An 18076-nucleotide genomic window follows, 5' to 3' on the forward strand; every position below is an offset into this window, starting at 1 on the left:
CGGCGCCCCGGTTGGCGGCGAGCATCCCCAGCTCGCGGTCGTGCGCGATCCGGTCGAACGCTTCCGGTCCGCCTTCGCCTACGCCCAGGCCGGCGGGAGTGCGGACAACTGTGTCTCCGCGCCCTTCCGGTCGACCTATCGCGCCTTCCGCGACGTGGACGAGGCGCTGGATCACCTGGAGGCGGCCGTCTGGCCGTACGGCGTCGATCACATCTTCCGGCCGCAGTCCTGGTACGTCACCGGTGCTGACGGCGCCCCCGCCGTGGATCACCTGGTGACGCTGGCCGACCTGGGCGCGGCGCTCCGGACCCTGGCGCCCTGGGCCGCGCCCCTGCGCGAGGTGAACCGAGGGCCGGATCGCAAGCCCTTGCTCACCTCGCGCCAGGAGTGGCGGCTGCGCTATCTCTATGCGCACGACCTGACCCTAGTCCGACGCGCCCGCGACGACGGTGTCTGCGCCGCCTAGCGATCCGCAGCGGGATGCGGCGGCCCGGGCAGCCGCAACTCGGCCTCCATGCCGCCGGCCGGGTGGTTGCGGAGGCTGAGCGCGGCGCCGTTCTGGGCGGCCAGGCGGCGGGCGATGGCGAGGCCCAAGCCTGAACCGCCGGTCTCGCGCGACCGGGACTCCTCCAGGCGGACGAAGGGCCGGAACAGCTCCTCGATCCGATCTTCGGGCACGCCTGGGCCGTGGGCGCGGATCCGTACGATCACGCCGCCGGGCTCGCGCTCAGACGCGATCTCGGCGCCGCCGCCATACTTCACCGCGTTGTCGATCAGGTTCTCCAGGCAGCGGCGCAGGGCCAGGGGACGGGCCAGCACATCGGTCGCCTCGCCGCGCACCAACGCCACCGGCCGTCCGGCGTCCTGGGCATCTTCCACAAGGCTCTCCAGCAACGAGGCCAGATCGAGTAGCGTGATCGGTTCCACCGGCTGTTCGCTCCGCGCGAGCTCCAGCCCTTCGCGCACCAAGCCGTGCATGGCCTGGACGTCGGCGATCAGGCCGTCGCGAAGCGCCGCGTCAGAGATCTTGTCGAGGCGCAGGCGCATTCGGGTGAGCGGCGTCTGCAGGTCGTGGGCGATGGCGGCCAGCATCTGGGTCCGTTCGGCCATGTGGCGCTTCAGGTCGGCCTGCATCCGGTTGAACGCGGCGCCAGCGGCGCGCACCTCCGAGGGGCCGGTGGGGCCTTCGTAGGCGTAGTCGAGGTTCCGCCCGAGTTCGCCGGCGGCGTGGGCCAGGGCGTTCAGCGGCCGGGCGGCCACCTGGGCGACGGTGTAGGACAGGCCAAGTGCCGCGAGCGCCAGCACGCTCAGGAACAGCGGGTCGAAGCCCAGGGCCTGGTCGCGCAACAGGGGCGGAGTGTCCACGGCCAGGCGGATCGAGGCGCCGTTCGGTAGTTGTGCGCTCACCAGCCAGCACTGTGGCGGCTGCAAGGTGCGATCTGGCCGCCGTGGCGTGGGCGGGCGGTTGGGCCGCCGCTCGAAACAGACCGACACGTCCGCCTTGCGCGCCTCGGCGTTGGCCCTGGCGCCCAGCCGGTCCGCCAGGAGGCGGGTAAGCGCCGCGTCCGCCGTTCCGGTCGCCGCGGCGGTCGTCGCACGGACCCCCGGCGCGCCTTCGTGCGCCAGGCGGCTGCGCTCGGGCTCGGGTGTGCGGCCGAGCTGTTCGAACAGTGACTGTGTCCGTTCCGCCGCCTGGTCGAGGCGCAAACGGTCGATCTCGGCGCGTCGGCGGCCGTCGGCAAGCGTCAGCGCAAGCACAGCCGACAGGACGATGCCCACCAGCAGGATGGCGAAGATGCGGCCGGCCATGGAGTCGGCGAACCCGCCGAGCGCCTTCATTCGAACACCACGGGTGAGGCCAGGACATAGCCCTCGGAGCGGACGGTCTTTACCAGGCTGGGCGCGCGAGGATCGTCCGCCAGCTTCTGGCGCAGGCGGCTGACCTGAAGGTCGATGGCCCGGTCCTCGCCCTGCCGCACGGCGCCCAGGGCCAGCAGTTGCTCGCGGCTCAGTACGCGGTTGGCGTGGTCCACGAGCACGCGCAGCAGGCGGAATTCGGCGCCCGACAGGACAACGGTCCTGCCGGCGGGGTCGATCAGGTGGCGGTGCTCAAAGTCGAGCGTCCAGTCCGAGAAGCGGACCCGCTTCGCCTCCAGCGGCTCCATGTTCCCCGGCAGCGCGCGGGTGCGGCGCAGGACGCTGCGGATGCGCGCGAGCAGTTCGCGCGGCTCGAACGGCTTCGCGAGGTAGTCGTCGGCGCCCATCTCCAGGCCCAGCACGCGGTCGATCGGCTCGCCCCGCGCGGTCAGCATGATGATCGGGATCGAGGACGTGGTCCGCAGTTCGCGGCAGAGCGTGAGGCCGTCCTCCTTCGGCAGGTTGAGGTCGAGCACGACTAGGTCGACGGCGGCGCGGCCCAGCGCCTTGCGCATTTCGGCTCCGTCCTGGGCCGTGGAGACCTTGTAGCCGGCTGCGGCGAGGCGCTCGGCCAGCAGCGAGCGGATCTCACGGTCGTCGTCGACGACGAGCAGATGGTCGGGCGTTGCGTCCATGCCGTCATTCTGTCGGCCAAGCCGGCGCGGCGGGAAAGTTTCTTGTGCCGAAATCCCGGCGACCCGTCACACGACACAAAGCGACACAAAGTCCTGTTCGCCCGACACACTGGGACACCTCACCGACGATCCGGCGCCACACGCGAAGCTGAAGACCGGCCTCCATGAAAACGCGTGTGCGAGACATGAAGATCGATCGTCGGAAAGCGGCCGTCATCCTGGCGGCCATCGTGCTGGTTTTGGTTCTGGGCTTCGGGGCCAAGGCCTTCTTCTTCAGCGCGGATGGGCCGAAGCCCGTCACCGCCCAGGTGGCCGTGGGCAATATCGAGCAGACGGTGATGGCCACCGGCTCGCTCGAGCCCGTCAAGCTGGTCAGCGTCGGCGCGCAGGTGACGGGGCAGGTCAAGAAGCTGCACGTCGTGCTGGGCCAGACCGTCACCAAGGGCCAGTTGATCGCCGAGATCGACTCGGCGCCGCAGGAGAACGCTCTGCAGACCGCGCAGGCGGACCTTGCGAACGTCCGCGCGCAGCGGGCCCAATTGGACGCGAACCTGGCGCAGAGCCAGCTCGCCTTCACACGCCAGCAGACGATGCTGGCGGCTGACGCCACGTCGCGCGCGGACTACGAGGCGGCCGAGGCAACGCTGAAGGCGGCGCGCTCGCAGGTCGCCTCCAACATCGCTCAGGTCCAAAAGGCCGCCGTGGCGGTGGAAACCGCCAGGCTGAACCTCAGCTACACGCGCATCGTGGCGCCGATCGACGGCACCGTGGTCGCGATCGTCACCGAGGAAGGCCAGACGGTGAGCGCCCAACAGTCGGCGCCGACCATCATCAAGCTGGGCCAGCTCGACACCATGACCGTCAAGGCGGAGGTCTCGGAGGCGGACGTCATCAAGGTGCGCTCGGGCCAGAGCGCGTACTTCACTGTGCTGGGCGATGCGAGCCATCGCTACACCGGGACGCTGCGCATCGTGGAGCCGGCCCCGGAAACCATCGAGACCGAGGACAGCGTCACCAACGTCAGCTCGTCGTCCTCCGCGATCTACTACAACGCCCTGTTCGATGTGCCGAACACCGACGGGCGGCTGCGCACCTTCATGACGGCGCAGGTGAACATCGTGCTGGGCCGCGCCAGCAACGTGCTGATCATCCCGGCCGCTGCGCTCGGTTCGGCCGGCGTCGACGGCGCCTACACCGTCCAAGTGATGGACGAGCACGGCAAGATCGCGCCGCGGAAGATCCAGGTGGGCCTTAATGACAGCTCGCACGCCGAGGTGAAGTCGGGCCTCAGGGCCGGCGAGACCGTCGTGCTGGCCCAGACGGCGGCCAGCGGCGGCATGCCGGGCGGCGGCCCTCCGGGCGGCACGCGGCGCGGCATGGGCGGGCTGGGCGGCCTGTGATCATGAGCGAACCTCTGATCGAAGTCCGGGGGCTCCGTCGGGAGTTTCCGGCCGGGGACGGCGTCCTGACCGTGCTGAAGGACGTCGACCTGACCATCGAGGCCGGCGAGATGGTGGCCATCATCGGCGCGTCGGGCTCCGGCAAGTCGACCCTGATGAATATCCTGGGCTGCCTGGACCGGCCGACGGCGGGCGTCTACCGCGTCGCCGGCCGGGCGACGGCGGAGCTGGGGCCGGACGAACTGGCCGAACTGCGCCGCGAGTACTTCGGCTTCATCTTCCAGCGCTACCAGCTGCTGGGCGACCTGCCGGCCGTGGCCAACGTCGAGGTGCCGGCGATCTACGCCGGCGTCGGCCGCGAGGCACGCCACGAGCGCGCCGCCGGTCTGCTGGCGAGGCTTGGCCTGGCGGACCGCCTGGATCACCGCCCCGGCCAGCTCTCGGGCGGCCAGCAGCAGCGGGTCTCGATCGCACGCGCCCTGATGAACGGCGGCGACATCGTGCTGGCCGACGAGCCTACGGGCGCTCTGGACACCAAGAGCGGCGAGGAGGTGATGCGGATCCTGAAGGACCTCAACCGCGAGGGCCGCACGATCATCATCGTCACTCACGACCACGCTGTGGCTGCGCACTGCGACCGGATCATCGAGATCCGTGACGGCGAGATCGTCTCCGACAAGCGCAGCACCGAGTTGCAGGTGCGGCCGGCCCCGACTCCGGCTGCCGCGGCGGAGCCGGGCGAGGGCGTGCTGAACGCCGCGGCCGACCGGTTCCGCGAGGCGTTCCGCATGGCGCTCCTGGCGATGAACGCGCACCGGCTGCGCACCTTCCTGACCATGCTGGGCATCATCATCGGCATCGCCTCGGTGGTGTCGGTGGTGGCCTTGGGCGAGGGCTCGCGCCGCCAGGTGCTGCAGCAGATCAGCTCCATCGGCACCAACACGCTCGACATCATGCCGGGCAAGAACTTCGGCGACATGCGTTCCGGCGCCATCCGCACGCTTGTCGTCGCCGACGCCGAGGCCCTGGCCCAGCAGCCGTACGTCGACAGCGTGACGCCCGCCGTCCAATCGAGTGGGACGCTGCGGCTGGGCAACGTCGCGGCCAACGGCACCGTCTACGGCGTTGGCGAGCAATATTTCCGCGTGCGGGGGTTGAAGCTGGCCGAGGGCCGGCTGTTCGACGCCTCGGACGTGAAGGCCTACGCCCAGTCCGTCGTCATCGACGACAACACCCTGCAGCGACTCTTCCCGAACAGCGCCAGTTCGGCGCTGGGCCAGGTGATCCTGATCGGCGACATGCCGGCCCGCATCGTGGGCGTGCTGCAGAAGTCGTCGGGCGGCATCGGTCCGGGCGCGGGCGGCGACAGCCTCTCGGTCTATCTGCCCTACACCTCGCTGCAGGCCCGCCTGCTCGGCGAGACCAACCTGCGTAGCATCACCGTGCGGGTGCGCGACGACACCGACAGCCAGGTGGCGCAGTCGGCGGTGACCGACCTCTTGAGCCGCCGGCACGGCACGCAAGACTTCTTCATCGTCAACACCGACCAGATCCGCCAGACGATCACGTCGACGACCGAGACCATGACCGTGCTGATCGCCGCCATCGCTGTGATCTCGCTGATCGTCGGCGGCATCGGGGTGATGAACATCATGCTGGTGTCGGTCACCGAGCGGACCGGCGAGATCGGCGTCCGCATCGCGGTCGGCGCGCGTCAAAGCGACGTGCTCCAGCAGTTCCTCGTCGAGGCGGTGCTGGTCTGCCTGCTGGGCGGGACCATCGGGGTCGTCCTCGCGCTGGCCTTCGGCGTGGTGTTCAGCCTCTTCCCGTCGAGCTTCACCCTGGCGTTCTCGCCGCTTTCGATCATCGCGGCGTTCGCCTGCTCAACCCTCATCGGCGTGGTCTTCGGCTACCTGCCGGCCCGCAACGCGGCCCGGCTGGATCCGGTGGTCGCCCTGGCTAGAGACTGATGCGAAAATTCCTGACCCTTCTGCTGTGCGCGACCGCGATCAGCGGCTGCGCCACCACCAGCCGCTACACGACCCCGCAGGTCCAGCTCCCGGCCCAATACGCCCAGGGCTCCGGCCAGGTGTCGTCGGCGAACCAGTCGCAGGACCGCTGGTGGGAGGCGTTTGGCGACGCGCGCCTGACCGCCCTGGTCGACAGGGTGCTGGCCCAGAACAACAACCTGGCCGCCGCCACCATCCTGGTGCGTCGCGCGCAGTTGCAGGCGGGTCTCGCGTCCGACGCGCTGCTGCCGCACGCCGACGCAGGCGTGACGTCGTCGGTCGGCGCGGGCCAAAGCGACCAGCACAGCGCCAGCGCCTCGGTCTCCTGGGAGGTCGACCTGTTCGGCCGCCTGGGCGCGGAGCGGGACGCGGCGCGCTGGGAGGCCGGCGCGACGGCGCAGGACCTGGCGGCGACGCGCCTGTCGTTGATCGGCACGACGCTCGACCTCTATTGGCAGCTCGCCCAGCTCAACGAGCAGATTTCGCTGGGCGACAGTAGCGTCACCTACGCCGAGGACATCCTGAAGCTGGTGTCGTCACAGCGCGCGGCGGGCGCGGTCTCGGCCATCGAGCTCAGCGAGGCGCGCCAGAGCGTCGAGAGCCAGAAGGCGAGCCTGGAGACGCTGAAGCAGTCGCGCACCGAGACGCGGACGGCGCTCGCCATGCTGCTGGGTCAGGCCGCCTGGAGCGAGGCCGACGAGCCGACCGCGCTGCCCCGCTCGGCCCTGCCGCAGGTCAAGGAGAGCCTGCCCGCCGAATTGTTGTCGCGGCGCCCTGACGTGCGCGCCGCCGAACTGCGCCTGCGCGAGGGCCTCTCGACCGTCGACGCCGATCGGGCCAGCTTCTATCCCAGCCTGACACTGACGGGTTCGGCCGGCGGGTCCAGCGCCCAGCTTTCCAACGTTCTGGCCAATCCGATCTCGGCCCTGGGCGTCGGGATCAACCTGCCGTTCCTCAACTTCAACCAGCTGAACCTGCAGCTGAAGGTCTCCAAGGCCGACTACGAGCGCGCGGTCATCCTCTTCCGCCAGACCCTGCTCCAAGCGTTCGGCGATGTGGAGAACGCCCTGTCGGCCCAGACCCGCCTGGCGTCTCAGGGCCAGAGCCTGGAGGCCTCGCTCCAGGCCGCCCGCGAGGCTGAGCGGCTGTACGGCGTGCGCTACCGCGCTGGCGCGGTGCCACTGCGCACCTACCTGGACGCCCAGGAACAGCTGCGCACCGCCGAGCGCACGGCTCTGCAGAACCGCCTGGACCAGCTCCAGGCCCGCGCCACGCTCTATGAGGCTCTCGGCGGCGGCTGAGGCCGCTCAGTTGCCGTCCCAGGACTTGTCCCGGGGCGGCTTTCGCGGCGCAAAGAGACCAGGGTAGGGCGCCTTGCCGATCCGGTACTCGCACCAGACGTCGCCCTTGGGGCACTCGAATGCCTTGTCGAACACCTTCTTCAACTTGGGGCTGATCACGGCGTAGGTCCTGGCGTTCTCGGCGTCACGGCCCAGGGCCGCCTCACAGGCGGCGCGTTCCGCTGCGGTCAGCGCCAGCAGGTCGGCGGCGCGGCATCCCAGCTTGCCGCGGAGCGCTGTGCGCGCGCCTTCGGTTTCCGCGCCGTCCGTCGGGCGAACCCGCCAGACGGGGTCGGTCGCCGCCGACGTGGCGGGGGCTGGCTCGCCCCCGCGGACAGGGGACGCCGGAACCCGCGTCGCGGTCGCGCTGGGTGCGGTACGGGGCGCGACGGGGCGCGCTCTCGCGGATCGGGGGGTGAGCGTAACAATCGCTACCTGCATGGCCGGAGACTCCACGACCTTGGGCGGCGTTCTTCCGACGAGCAGCCAGGCCATGAGGCCATGCAGCACCGCGGCGCCCAGCAGCGCCGCCGTCCGATGCGTTCTTGCCGTCCGACGCAACACCCGGGCTCCCTGGCGGAGCCTCGTCGTCCGCCCAGGGAGTTAGCGGCCCTCCCTGAGGCCGGCGTGTTGCCGGCGCGTGTCGGGGCGGCCGGGTTATGTGTCGAAGCTTGTCGATCTGCCAGTTAAGTCGAGTGTCCGTTTTCTGAACGGAACTCAGAGTCCGCTGCTGGCGCCGAACAGTCCTCAGCGGGTAGGCCGGAGCCAGAGCCGGAGGCCGGACGCCGCCAACCACTGGTGACGCCCGTTGCTGACGCTGAGCCCCCAGACGTGAGCCGTCACTTGACCCCCGCCGAGGCCCGCCGGCTACACTTGGCCCATGAAGCAGCATAGCGGCGACGAGATTCGGCAGCTCATGACCGAAGTCCGGGCTGATCTGGTCGACGCGCTACAGGCCGCCCACCCCGAACACCGGATTACGGAATGGGAAGCGCGCTGGTGGGCCTACCTGCAGTTCGCTCGAACGGGCTCGTACGAAGGCACGAGCTATACCCTCAAGGTCAACGGAACGGGGGAGGAGGCCACATCCGACTTCCTGACCTACACGCTCTCGAACCGCTTGAGCGACGAGCGCGCAGGCTTGATTCGGAAGCCGTGGCCGGAGAGCGGGTTCGACAGGCGCTGAGCTTGAACCGCCACAAGGCTCAGGCGCCGAGGGTCCAATCCATTGGCGCGGAGATGCGTCAAGTTGATCTTGACCCGAGCTCGGCGTCCGCCATCCAATCTGTATGGTCGGGGGATGTATTATGGACTTCAAAACAGGTGTGGGGATCGGCGCAGGTATCGCCGTCGCCGGGGTGTGGATCGCTCTCGGCCTTATCGCTTCGGCGCGAATTAAAGCTCGCGCGACGAGCCACGAACAGGGGCGCGACTGGCGCCTGTCCGACGTCGGCTATGTTTGCATAGGCCTGTTGGCCGCCTGGGGAACTGTCATGCTCGTGGGCATGGTGACTTAGGCAGCGCCTACCTTGGCGCTCAGCGTGCGGTCGGCATCGCCGGCGTTTCGTCCTCGAGCCTTATTCGTAGCTGGCCGTCCTGACGGCGAAGGAAGCCGGTGTAGGTGATGACCTGCTCACCCTTTTCCGTTCCCCAGACGAATGATCCGTTGATCACCACGGCGTCTGCGCCGACAGGATCGAAGTGGAGGTCGCGCCAAGCGAAGCTCTTCGGAGGACTCCAAGATTCCCCATAGTCCTTCGTTAGGGCCTCGTGTGTCACGAACTCGCGGCCGCCGGCGACCAAGAAAAAGACGCCTGTGCGATCATAGCGCGCTGCGATCGCGGCCCTGTCGCCGTGTGCGAGGTCGCGGGCGTAGCCGTCCATGAATCGTCGGGCTTCGGTGAGGATCGGAGACTTTGGGGCCGCCGCGGCCTGCGCGTTCGCGAACACGAAGAGCGCCAAGGCGGCGAGCAGGATGCGGATCATTCGAGGACCTTTGAGATAAGCCGCCAGTGACGTCCGCTTTGCGACGTAAGGTCAAGTTCGGCTCATGGCGCCAAGCGGAGCCAAAGCGAACGCCACACTGGATCAGGGCGCATCTTGGACCACCTGTGAGAGCGGCGGAGCCACCTCCTCAAGCGGCCGGCGCTCGGCCGCAACGGCGAACCGCCGTGCGAGGACGCCCGCCGCCAGCATGAGGCCGCCGCCCAGCAGGTAGCCCTGCATGACGCGGTCCGGCTCGCCGGTGTCGATCAGCGCGCCGAACAGCGCCGGGCCGCCGACGCCGCCCACCAGTGTGCCGAAGGCGTAGAAGAGCGAGATCGTGACCGCCCGGATTTCCAGCGGGAAGCTCTCGCCGATGGTGAGGTAGGCGGCGCTCGCGCCCGCCGAGGCGAAGAAGAAGATCACCGTCCAGGCGGCGGTCTGAGTCGTCGCGGAGAGCCACCCTTGGGCGAAGGCCCATCCCGTGGCGCAGAGGAGCGCACCGGCGACGCCGTAAGTCAGTCCGATCATCGTCCGCCGCCCGAGGCTGTCGAACAGGCCGCCCAGGAGCAGGGGGCCCAGGAAGTTGCCGGCGGCGAACGGCAGGATGAACCAGCCGATGGCGGCTGGCTCCACGGCATAGAACCGCGTCAGGATCATCGCGTAGGTGAAGAAGATCGCGTTGTAGCAGAACGCCTGGGTGGCCATCAGCACGACGCATAGGGCGGTCCGCTTGGGATAGGCGACGAACAGCGTGCGGGCGATGTCGAGCCAGCGCGCACGCATCGGGCGGAGCCAGATCTCGCCCAGGTCGCGGTGTGGCGGGATCGAGCGGCCGGTCCGCCGCGCCACGTCCGCCTCGATGCGTTCGATCACAGCCTCGGCTTCCGCGGCGCGGCCGTGGGTCATCAGCCAGCGGGGGCTTTCCGGGATGAACCGGCGCAGCCAGATGATCACGATGGCCAGCCCGCCGCCGACCGCGAAGGCGAGCCGCCACCCCAGCTGCTGGTCGATGACAACCGGGTTCAGCACCACCAGCGAGCCCATCGCGCCCAGCGCCGCGCCCACCCAGAAGCTGCCGTTGATCGCGAGGTCGGTATAGCCGCGTCGTCGGGCCGGTATCAGCTCCTGGATCGCGGAGTTCACTGCCCCGTACTCGCCGCCGATCCCTGCGCCGGTGATGAAGCGGAAGACCAGGAACGAGGTGAAGTCCCAGGAGAAGCCCGTCGCGATGGTGGCCAGCAGGTAGACGCCGATCGTCCAGGTGAACAGCTTGCGGCGACCGAAATGGTCGGTCAGCCGGCCGAAGATCACAGCGCCCAGAACCGCGCCTAGAATGTAGGCGCTGCCGCTCAAGCCGATCTGCGTCGCCGTGAGGTCCAGGCCGTCCGCCCCGGCGATGGCCGGCGACAGGGCGCCGACGAGCGTGACCTCGAGCCCGTCGAGGATCCAGGTGATCCCCAGTGCGACGACCACCAGCCAGTGGAAGCGGCTCCAGGGAAGGCGGTCCAGACGCGCGGGGATTTGCGTCGAGAAGGCAGGACTGGGAGATGACTGAGCCATACCGCCGTAACGCCCGCAAAGCCGGTAGGGTGCTGCGGCGGGGAAGGCGCCCGGCCGCACCGCTGCAGGCTCGGACGTATCCGATCGAAGGCCGCCGGACCGGCCCTGGGCGAGTCCCCACTTGCCCAGCGCCGGGCAAGATGTGCGTCAAAGTCCGAGGGCATCTGGCCCTTGGACGTGCGGTTTGCGGACACGGCTTGGGTGACATCGACACCATGGTTGTCGTCGACCATCCTGGCCGAGGCGAACCGTTTGTGTGCGCGCCGTGTGGCAAGCGCCGAGCTCGGATTGGCGACTATTCCCCGACTGCGGCGGTTATCATGCCTGACCCGCACGGGACCCCTCAGGCCTGTCAAGATTGCCGAACTCCTGCCGTCCAAATATCGGCGAACGCCGAGGTAGGCTCGAACCGCAAGGGACAACGTTCGCCCGCGGCCAATGTCGTGCTTCCGGGGCGTTCCAAGGTCGGCAACTCGCGCAACGGGGGCCTTGGATTCCTCCGCCCATCGTTTGGGCAGCCCGCAATTGATGTCTCCCGGAGCCGGCTTCGGAACCGACCGTTTCCCGGGCCGCCAAAAACGGAGACCTCCATGAAACTTCGAGTGTTGCTGGCGCTGATGGCGCCCCTTGGCCTGTTGGCCTGCGGTCCCCGCGAAGCGGCGGCGCCAGAACGCGCGGCGACGGCCACCATGGACCCGAGCGGCGCTGCGCCGCCCCAGCCGAACCCGAACGGTGGGGAGACCCCGGTGGGCGCGGCAGGGCCGGGCGGCGTGTCTCCCAACGCAGACGAGGCCGCGCGCCAAGGCGATCCGGCCGCGCCTGGGATGACCTCGCCACCCAAGACGCAGCCGTAAACACCGGCGGTCGAGCGGGTTCGCCAGGATCAGGTCGAAGGTCGCGCAGTGGGATTTGGGTGGGCGAGGCGAAGCTCGTCGATCCGTCCGAGAGCGCGGGCGGCGGCGATGCCGCCAATGCCGGCGCCGACCCCCACGTCATGCGCTGCGTACCCGGCCGGCCTGGAGCCTCGCCCCCTTCCGCAAGGCAGTACATCGAGCGGTTCGGGAGCCTGGGAAGGCTCCATGAGTTGGTGGGCTACGCACCCTCGAGCCGCTAGCGTCAGGCCCTGGAACGTGGGATCGGGAAACCGCGACGCGCCGCCGATTGAAGCTGCTGCAAAGTCGGCGCAGGTTGAGATTGGCCGCTCTCGATCATCGGACCGAACGCTCCCGGTCCCGAACGCGCTCGAAGCGCGCACCCCGTTCCAGCCAGGACGCCAGGCGCCCTCGCGCCGAGGCGAGGATGCGCGATTGCTCGGCGGGTTCGACGACCCGCGCCCGCACCACGCTCTCCACGATGCGCATCCGTGCCTCCGCGTCTGGTGAGGTCGTTCGGGCTCCTTCGCGGCCCCGGCGATCGGCCGCTTGACGGTCGCGCTCGCTGGGGCGGTACCCGCGGACCTCCAGCCCGGCCGCGCGCGCCACCAGCCAGACTTCGCGGCGGAATTCGCTGTGTCCCCGGACACTGATGGTGGTCCAGCCACGGTGCTGGGCGATGGCGACGAGGTCGCGGACGACGTGCGGGTCGTTCCGGTTCGTGGAGAGCCGTCGGCCTTGGTCGCGGAACGCCGCCTCCGTCACCCGCGCGTCGGCATAGTAACCGAGGCCGGGACCGCCCCGGCGCTCGGTGAGGTAGCGGCGCTGGATCCTCTCGGGCACGTCGCCCTGGGTTTCGGACCGGGGTCGCCCCTCGGGCACGAGGATGTTGAGGTCTTCAGCCATGGGACGGCTCCTTCGGCAGCGGCTGGGCGGTGGCGTCGATGAAGCGCTCCACCCAGGCCTCGATCTGGTCCGGGCTCGCCCCCTCCGGCGGCAGGGGCTCGAGCCCTTCCGCGGCCAGCATCGGCACGATGGCTTGTAGGGTGAGGGGATCGCCGCCGCCGCCCGGAGAGGCGGGATCCGGGGCGGCCGCGACCGGTAACGGCGGCAAGGCGGAGACGGCGGGCGGCGCCAGGAGCCGCCGCCGGAAAGCCGGCTCGCGGTAGTAGCGAAGCTTTCGGCCGCGGATCGGCGGCAGGCCGGCCTTGAGGACGATCAGGTCGTGTTCCGGCATCTGGCTCAGCTCCTGCGGCAGCAGGAGCGGCCGACGCTGCTCGGACTCGCTGACGCTGCGATGGCCGCGGGACAGGCCGGTGGGTCGGCTGCGGGCGGGGCTGCGCACCGTGGTGTCGCCCAGGCGCTCCGAGAGGTCGCGGGCGAGGCGCAGCTCCTTGGGCGCAAACGCGATCTCCACCGCGCAGTTGGCCAGGATCTCTTCGGTGACGTCGGGACCGTATTCGGCGCGGAGCTGCGCCGGCGACTGCAGGACGGGCAGCAGCCGCAGGCCGTAGCCCGCGACATAGGCGAAGGCCTTGGCCAGAACCTCGGCGTGACCCAGCCGCGCGAACTCGTCCAGCAGCACCAGCACCTGGTGCGGGTGGCGGGTTGGGTCCGGGCGTTCGCGGCACGACCTGTCCACGAGTTGTTGGAACAGCAGGGCGTAGAGCGGCGCGATGCGCCCCAGGTTGTCCGGGGAGGCGGCCAGGTAGACCGAAGACCGGCGGCTGCGGAGCGCGGCCAGGTCGAAGTCGCTGGCGGCGGTGGCTGCGCAGACGCGCGGGTTCACCCAGAGGTTCAGCTTGGCGGTCAGGCTCTGCCGCACCGAGGCGAAGGTGTTCTCGGACGAGGAGGTGAAGTCGGTCAGCGCGCGGACGCAGCCGGGCGACAGCGGACGGCCCGCCTCGCGGCGACGCGCGATCAGCGCCGGGAACCGGGTCCGCGGATCGCCGGCCGTCAGTTCGGCGTAGAGGTCGCCGAAGGTGAGCGGCCGCTCCGGCGTTTCCGCCAGGTAGGCGGCGACGCCGACGAACCCGGTCCGCGCGGATTCCGCCCAGAAGGGGTCGGCGTTGGGCGGGTGCGGGAAGAGCATGGCGGCGATCCGCTGCAGCTCGTCCAGGATCGCCGCCGGGTCCTCCCGGTCGATGTGGCCGAGCGGATTGTAGCGGGCGGTTCGGCCCTCCGGGTCGAGAGGATCGAAGAGGTGGACCTCTTGGCCATGCGCCGCGCGGAAGCCGGCGGTGGCCTCCCAGTTCTCGCGCTTGACGTCGAGCACGACCACCGAGTCCGGCCAGGCCAGCAGGTTGGGGATGACCACGCCCACGCCCTTGCCGGTCCGGGTGGGCGCATAGAGCATCACGTGCTCCTGGCCGCCGAACACCAGCAGGCGTCCCGCCTTGCGGCCAAGGAGGATGCCGGTCCGGGCGCGCAGGCCCCCGCGGCGGATTTCCGTCTCCGACGCCCAGCGCGCCGCGCCGTGCAGCGGGCGCCGCAGCTGGCCGGCGACACCCACGGTGACCAGGGATCCGATGCCGGCCGCGGAAATCGCGCCGACCTTGGTCCAGCGCTGCACCGCGGGATCGTGCCGGTAGTGCCAGAGCCATGCCGGGACGGCGGCAGGGTCCACGTCGCCGGACAGCTGCTTCAGGCCGACGAGCGCGATGGTCGCGGCCAGTGTCGCCAGGAACCCCAGCGCGAGCGCGGCGGCGCCGGCGACGAGGGCCGCCCTAAGCGGCCAGGGCGTGGCGGCGAAGCGGTTCATGCCAGACCTCCGCCAGGCGGAAGCGGCCGCCGCGGCGTTCAACGTGGACCACGATGTCCACCAGCCGCATCAGGAGCTGGCGGACGTCGTCGCGGTGGAGGTCGCGGCCGGCCTCGCTCTCCTTGACCAGCAGGGTGAGCTGCTCGAAGGCGAGCTCCGCCGAGTTGGCGTGAACGGTGGTGATCGCGCCAGGGTGGCCGGTATTGACGTTGCGCAGGTAGAAGAAGGCCGACGCGTCGCGCAGCTCCTGCAGCAGGATGCGGTCGGGGCGCATGCGAAGCGCGCTCTCCAGCAGCTCCCGGGGGCCGATCCGCGCCAGGCCCTGTCCGTCCTTGGCGTAGAGCAGGTGCACGGCGTTGCGATGCGGGACGACGAGCTCGCGGGCGTCCTCGATGGTGACGAGACGCTCCGCCTCGGGGATGAGCCGGACGAGCGCCTTGGCGAAGGTGGTCTTGCCTGAGCCGGTCGCGCCGGACACGAGAATGTTGCGACGGCCCTCCACCGCGGCGCGGAAGAAGCCGGGCCAGTCGCCGGCGTCGCGCAGGGCGGCGAGCGCGGGCTCGGCGCGCCGCAGCGGCGAGACCGCGGGCGAAGCCTCCTCGAAGAACCCGGCCCGGGCGAGATCCTCCAGGGCGAAGGCCTGGGGCGAGGGCTTTCGGAAGGTGAGGGAGACCTGCTCGGCGGCGGGCGGTAGGACCACCTGGCACCGTTCGCCCGTCGGCAGCACCGTCGAGCAGAGCGGCTGCTCGGCGCCCACGTCCTGGGCGGTGGCGGCGGCCGCGGCGACGCCGATCCGCATCAGTGCGTCGGCAGTCAACTCCGCAGACTCCACCCAGCGCCACCCCGCCGGGGTCTCCACGCCGAACTCGCCGGGGCGATTCACGACCACGTCGGTGACGTCGGGCGCATCGAGGGCCGCGCGGATCGGCGCCAGGTAGTGGGTGAGGATGGCGGCGTCGTAGGTCATGGCCGCGGCCGCAGCCCGTAGACCGAGGAGAAGTCGAGGTCCTGCGCGACCTGGATCGCCACCTGGGCGCCCTGCGCCAGGCGCAGCGTCGGACGGATGTCGGCCCCCTGCTGCACGGCGAGGCCGGCTGCGTCGGACGGAAGGCGCACGGTGCCGACCGCACCGTCGCCGTCGGTGATGGCCGCCGCGCCGGCGTCGATCACCGACAGCAGGACGGCCGCGCCGAAGCGGTCCCAGAAGTGGGTGTCGACCCGGCCGCCGAAGCCCGCGCGCCCCAGGGCGTCGCTGGCGGGCGAGGCCAGGGCGATCGCGACGCCCGCCGGCGTGACCGCGCGCGTCCAGAGCACGAAGATCCGGTCCTGCCCTTGGCGCATGCCGGTCCGGTACTCGCCGAGCACCCGCGCGCCCTTCTCGAGCAGCACGACCGCGCCGTTGTCGGAGTAGACGTCCCGATCCACAAGGCAGGTGACGTACCCCGCCGTCGTCGTGTCGAGGGCGGTCTGCAGCACGCAGGGCACGGTGGCGCCCGCCAGGATCAGGAAGTTGCGGTCGCCGATCGCCGACGCCGTGGCCCGGCCGACGGTCGAGCCCTGGCGCAGGCCGTCGAGCTCCGACTGTGCGGGACGATCCGGCAGCAGGGCCGGCACGATCGCCGGGCCCGGCGCGGCGGCGAGCGAAAGGCCGCCGCCCCGGGAATAGGCCATCAGCGGCGAGCGTCGCGCCACGTCGCGAGGGGAAGGGCCCGGCGTCCGGGACGGCGGGTTGGTCGCCGCGGCCGGGTCCAGGGCGGGGACGACGGCGGCGGTCGGGCCGGCGTCCCCGGACAGGGTCAACGCGCCCGGCTCCGGATGCGCCAGGGTCGGCGGCGGCTTGGCGGGCTCGAAGGCGACGACCTGGCGGGCGGGCGTCTCGCGGGGCCGCTCGGCGCGGGGCCGTTCCGCGCTCCAGGTGGCCAGCGCCACCGCGCCGCAGCCGGCAAGCAGGCCCGCGAAGGCGATGGCCTTGCCGCGGCCGGAGGACGCCAGCGGCCCGGCGATGGGCGAGATGGTGCGGTCAAGCGGCGGATCGGGCTCGGCCGCCGACCGGGGGATGGCGTCGGTCACTTCGGGCGCTCCTGGCGCAGGGTGCGGTCGACGTCCGGCGCGGCCGTGGCCGTGCCGGTGGGACGGCCGGCCGGCGCGTAGGCGAGGTTGAAGATGCAGACGACCTCGCGGCCTCGCCGTAGCCGCAGCTGCGCGGCGGTCTGGTGGACGACGAGGAACTCGCCGCGTACGTCGAACGGGACCAGGGCCTCCGCGCCGTCCGGCGCGACGGTATAGATGGCTGGCACCGCCTGGGCCCCGGGAAACCGCAGCACCGTGAACCGGCCGTTGTCGGTGACCTCGGAGGGCGCGATCTCGGTAGAGCCCTGCAGCGCGTAGGCGAGGTTGCGCGGGCCTTCGAGCACCCCGCGCTCGAGCTTGAGCTGCAGCACCCGCTGCTCCAGCGCCTGGGCTTCCGCCGACAGCGCCGTCTCAAGCCTGAGCTTTTCGGCCGCCGGGTAGCGGAACTGCACCACGAAGAAAGCGTCGCCCGACGTCCGGCTGGCGCGCGTGGCGAGCTCGAAGGCGTAGTGGCGCGTCTCGCCGTCGGCGGTCCGCGTGGTGACGATCAGATTGGTGGGCGGGCGGGGCGCCGTCGGCTTGGCGAAGAGGATGTTGTTCTCGGGCGCGACCTCCCAGCCGGAGCTGTCGCCCAGCGCCACGTGGAGAATTGTCTCTTCGGCCGAGAACCGGATCTGGGTGGCGGTGCGGAAGACGCCCACGATGCGCACGACCTGCAGCGGGTCATAGTCGACGGTTTTGATCCGCGGATCCGCAGCACCGGCGCGCGGGGTCTCGACGGCGATCGCCGGGACCGTGGTGGTGGCCAAGAGGGCGGCGGCCAGAGTGAGGGCGCGGATCACCGGACGACCTCCGGGTCAGCGCGATAGGACGAGACCTGGAAGCCCAGCGGGTTCCGCAGGCGGTCGCTCTCGCCCATGGGCGCCTTGGTATAGGCGAAAGCCGCCGTGGCGATCCAGTCGCTGTCCTCCACCTGGCCGCCCCGGCGGATGGCGCGATGGAAGCGGACATTTGCGACGCCCGGCGCCACGAAGCTGATCGCCCGGACGCTGATCTGGACATCCGCGGCGGGGCCGTAGGCAACCTGCGGGCTGGTGGCGTTGCTCGGCCGGTAGGCGAGCGCCCAGCGCTGCTGCTCCTCGGGCGTCGACATGATCGACACCTGGCGGAAGTTGGCCTCGGCCGCCTGTGGCAGCCAGCTTTCGCGCGCCCGGACGTAGGTGGCGAGGAAGGACTTGGTGACCGCCTCGTCGTAACTGACGGGCTCTGCCCGGGTGAGGCCGCGCAGGACCTCGACGGCGCCGGTGGTGCGGTCCACGCGGACCACGTAGGGCTCGACCGTCTTGAGCGGCGTGAGCGCCGCCACGCCGGCGACCGCCACGCCTGCCAAGGCCGCGGCCACCGCGGCGAGGCTCCAAGCGAGGCGACGCGATCGGTAGGCCGCGGCAAGGCGATCGCGGTCCCAGCTCTGCGCTTCCGCAAAGTAAGCCTTGAGGTCGGGGGCAGGCACGCCGCTCACGGCCGGG

Annotated in this window: 18 protein-coding genes; 7 read left to right on the plus strand and 11 right to left on the minus strand. The window is 70.7% G+C overall.

Features of this window, described 5'->3' with window-relative positions:
• Nucleotides 1-40 precede the first annotated feature (40 nt).
• Nucleotides 41-466, plus strand: coding sequence for a hypothetical protein (locus Q0L11_RS04055; RefSeq protein ID WP_296595570.1), 426 nt, complete (start codon nt 41-43; stop codon nt 464-466).
• Here Q0L11_RS04055 and Q0L11_RS04060 read toward each other — a convergent pair.
• Nucleotides 463-1839 (minus strand): ATP-binding protein, encoded by a 1377-nt coding sequence (locus Q0L11_RS04060; RefSeq protein ID WP_296595571.1) that lies wholly within the window; start codon nt 1837-1839, stop codon nt 463-465. The genes Q0L11_RS04055 and Q0L11_RS04060 overlap by 4 nt on opposite strands.
• A complete protein-coding gene (locus Q0L11_RS04065) occupies nt 1836-2552 on the minus strand; it encodes a response regulator transcription factor (RefSeq protein ID WP_296595572.1) in 717 nt (238 codons plus the stop codon). Before Q0L11_RS04065 ends, Q0L11_RS04060 begins: the two co-directional genes overlap by 4 nt.
• 185 nt (nt 2553-2737) lie before the next feature.
• On the opposite strand from Q0L11_RS04065, the gene Q0L11_RS04070 reads away from it, so the two are divergent.
• The 3 genes from Q0L11_RS04070 to Q0L11_RS04080 are packed head-to-tail and all read left to right on the plus strand — an operon-like array spanning nt 2738 to nt 7262.
• On the plus strand, nt 2738-3952 hold the full coding sequence (locus Q0L11_RS04070; protein ID WP_296595573.1) for an efflux RND transporter periplasmic adaptor subunit: 1215 nt from the start codon (nt 2738-2740) through the stop codon (nt 3950-3952).
• A gap of 2 nt (nt 3953-3954) precedes the next feature.
• Complete coding sequence (locus Q0L11_RS04075) at nt 3955-5922, plus strand: MacB family efflux pump subunit (RefSeq protein ID WP_296595574.1); 1968 nt, start codon at nt 3955-3957, stop codon at nt 5920-5922.
• Nucleotides 5922-7262, plus strand: coding sequence for an efflux transporter outer membrane subunit (locus Q0L11_RS04080; protein WP_296595575.1), 1341 nt, complete (start codon nt 5922-5924; stop codon nt 7260-7262). Before Q0L11_RS04075 ends, Q0L11_RS04080 begins: the two co-directional genes overlap by 1 nt.
• Nucleotides 7263-7268: 6 nt before the next feature.
• Here Q0L11_RS04080 and Q0L11_RS04085 read toward each other — a convergent pair whose 3' ends face one another.
• On the minus strand, nt 7269-7865 hold the full coding sequence (locus Q0L11_RS04085; RefSeq protein ID WP_296595576.1) for a hypothetical protein: 597 nt from the start codon (nt 7863-7865) through the stop codon (nt 7269-7271).
• A 316-nt stretch (nt 7866-8181) separates the two neighbouring features.
• Between Q0L11_RS04085 and Q0L11_RS04090 the strand changes: the two genes are divergently transcribed.
• Together Q0L11_RS04090 and Q0L11_RS04095 are read left to right on the plus strand one after the other, a co-directional pair.
• A complete protein-coding gene (locus tag Q0L11_RS04090; RefSeq protein ID WP_296595577.1) occupies nt 8182-8487 on the plus strand; it encodes a hypothetical protein in 306 nt (101 codons plus the stop codon).
• 121 nt (nt 8488-8608) lie between these two features.
• Nucleotides 8609-8818: a hypothetical protein gene (locus tag Q0L11_RS04095; RefSeq protein WP_296595578.1), complete on the plus strand. Its 210-nt coding sequence runs from the start codon at nt 8609-8611 to the stop codon at nt 8816-8818.
• Nucleotides 8819-8837: 19 nt separating this feature from the next.
• Here the strand turns inward: Q0L11_RS04095 and Q0L11_RS04100 are convergent, their stop codons facing one another.
• On the minus strand, nt 8838-9287 hold the full coding sequence (locus Q0L11_RS04100; RefSeq protein WP_296595579.1) for a nuclear transport factor 2 family protein: 450 nt from the start codon (nt 9285-9287) through the stop codon (nt 8838-8840).
• Between the two features lie 102 nt (nt 9288-9389).
• Nucleotides 9390-10847: an MFS transporter gene (locus Q0L11_RS04105; protein ID WP_296595580.1), complete on the minus strand. Its 1458-nt coding sequence runs from the start codon at nt 10845-10847 to the stop codon at nt 9390-9392.
• A gap of 590 nt (nt 10848-11437) precedes the next feature.
• Here Q0L11_RS04105 and Q0L11_RS04110 point away from each other — a divergent pair.
• The gene (locus Q0L11_RS04110) at nt 11438-11701 is read left to right on the plus strand and encodes a hypothetical protein (protein ID WP_296595581.1); all 264 of its coding nucleotides are present in this window, start codon (nt 11438-11440) and stop codon (nt 11699-11701) included.
• A gap of 354 nt (nt 11702-12055) precedes the next feature.
• Here the strand turns inward: Q0L11_RS04110 and Q0L11_RS04115 are convergent, their stop codons facing one another.
• From Q0L11_RS04115 to Q0L11_RS04140, 6 genes are read right to left on the minus strand one after another with little or no spacing between them, the layout of a single operon-like run.
• The gene (locus Q0L11_RS04115; RefSeq protein WP_296595582.1) at nt 12056-12625 is read right to left on the minus strand and encodes an LPD7 domain-containing protein; all 570 of its coding nucleotides are present in this window, start codon (nt 12623-12625) and stop codon (nt 12056-12058) included.
• Nucleotides 12618-14480, minus strand: a complete 1863-nt coding sequence (locus Q0L11_RS04120; protein WP_296595583.1) for a type IV secretory system conjugative DNA transfer family protein — start codon at nt 14478-14480, stop codon at nt 12618-12620. The genes Q0L11_RS04115 and Q0L11_RS04120 overlap by 8 nt, the downstream gene beginning before the upstream one ends.
• A complete protein-coding gene (gene virB11, locus Q0L11_RS04125) occupies nt 14446-15447 on the minus strand; it encodes a P-type DNA transfer ATPase VirB11 (protein ID WP_296595584.1) in 1002 nt (333 codons plus the stop codon). Before virB11 ends, Q0L11_RS04120 begins: the two co-directional genes overlap by 35 nt.
• Nucleotides 15444-16550: a type IV secretion system protein VirB10 gene (gene virB10 / locus Q0L11_RS04130; protein ID WP_296595585.1), complete on the minus strand. Its 1107-nt coding sequence runs from the start codon at nt 16548-16550 to the stop codon at nt 15444-15446. Before virB10 ends, virB11 begins: the two co-directional genes overlap by 4 nt.
• The gene (virB9, locus tag Q0L11_RS04135; RefSeq protein WP_296595586.1) at nt 16547-17392 is read right to left on the minus strand and encodes a P-type conjugative transfer protein VirB9; all 846 of its coding nucleotides are present in this window, start codon (nt 17390-17392) and stop codon (nt 16547-16549) included. Before virB9 ends, virB10 begins: the two co-directional genes overlap by 4 nt.
• Nucleotides 17389-18069, minus strand: a complete 681-nt coding sequence (locus Q0L11_RS04140; RefSeq protein ID WP_296595587.1) for a VirB8/TrbF family protein — start codon at nt 18067-18069, stop codon at nt 17389-17391. The genes virB9 and Q0L11_RS04140 overlap by 4 nt, the downstream gene beginning before the upstream one ends.
• Between the last annotated feature and the right edge of the window lie 7 nt (nt 18070-18076).

This window comes from Phenylobacterium sp., assembly GCF_024508875.1.
Taxonomy (GTDB): Bacteria; Pseudomonadota; Alphaproteobacteria; order Caulobacterales; family Caulobacteraceae; genus Phenylobacterium.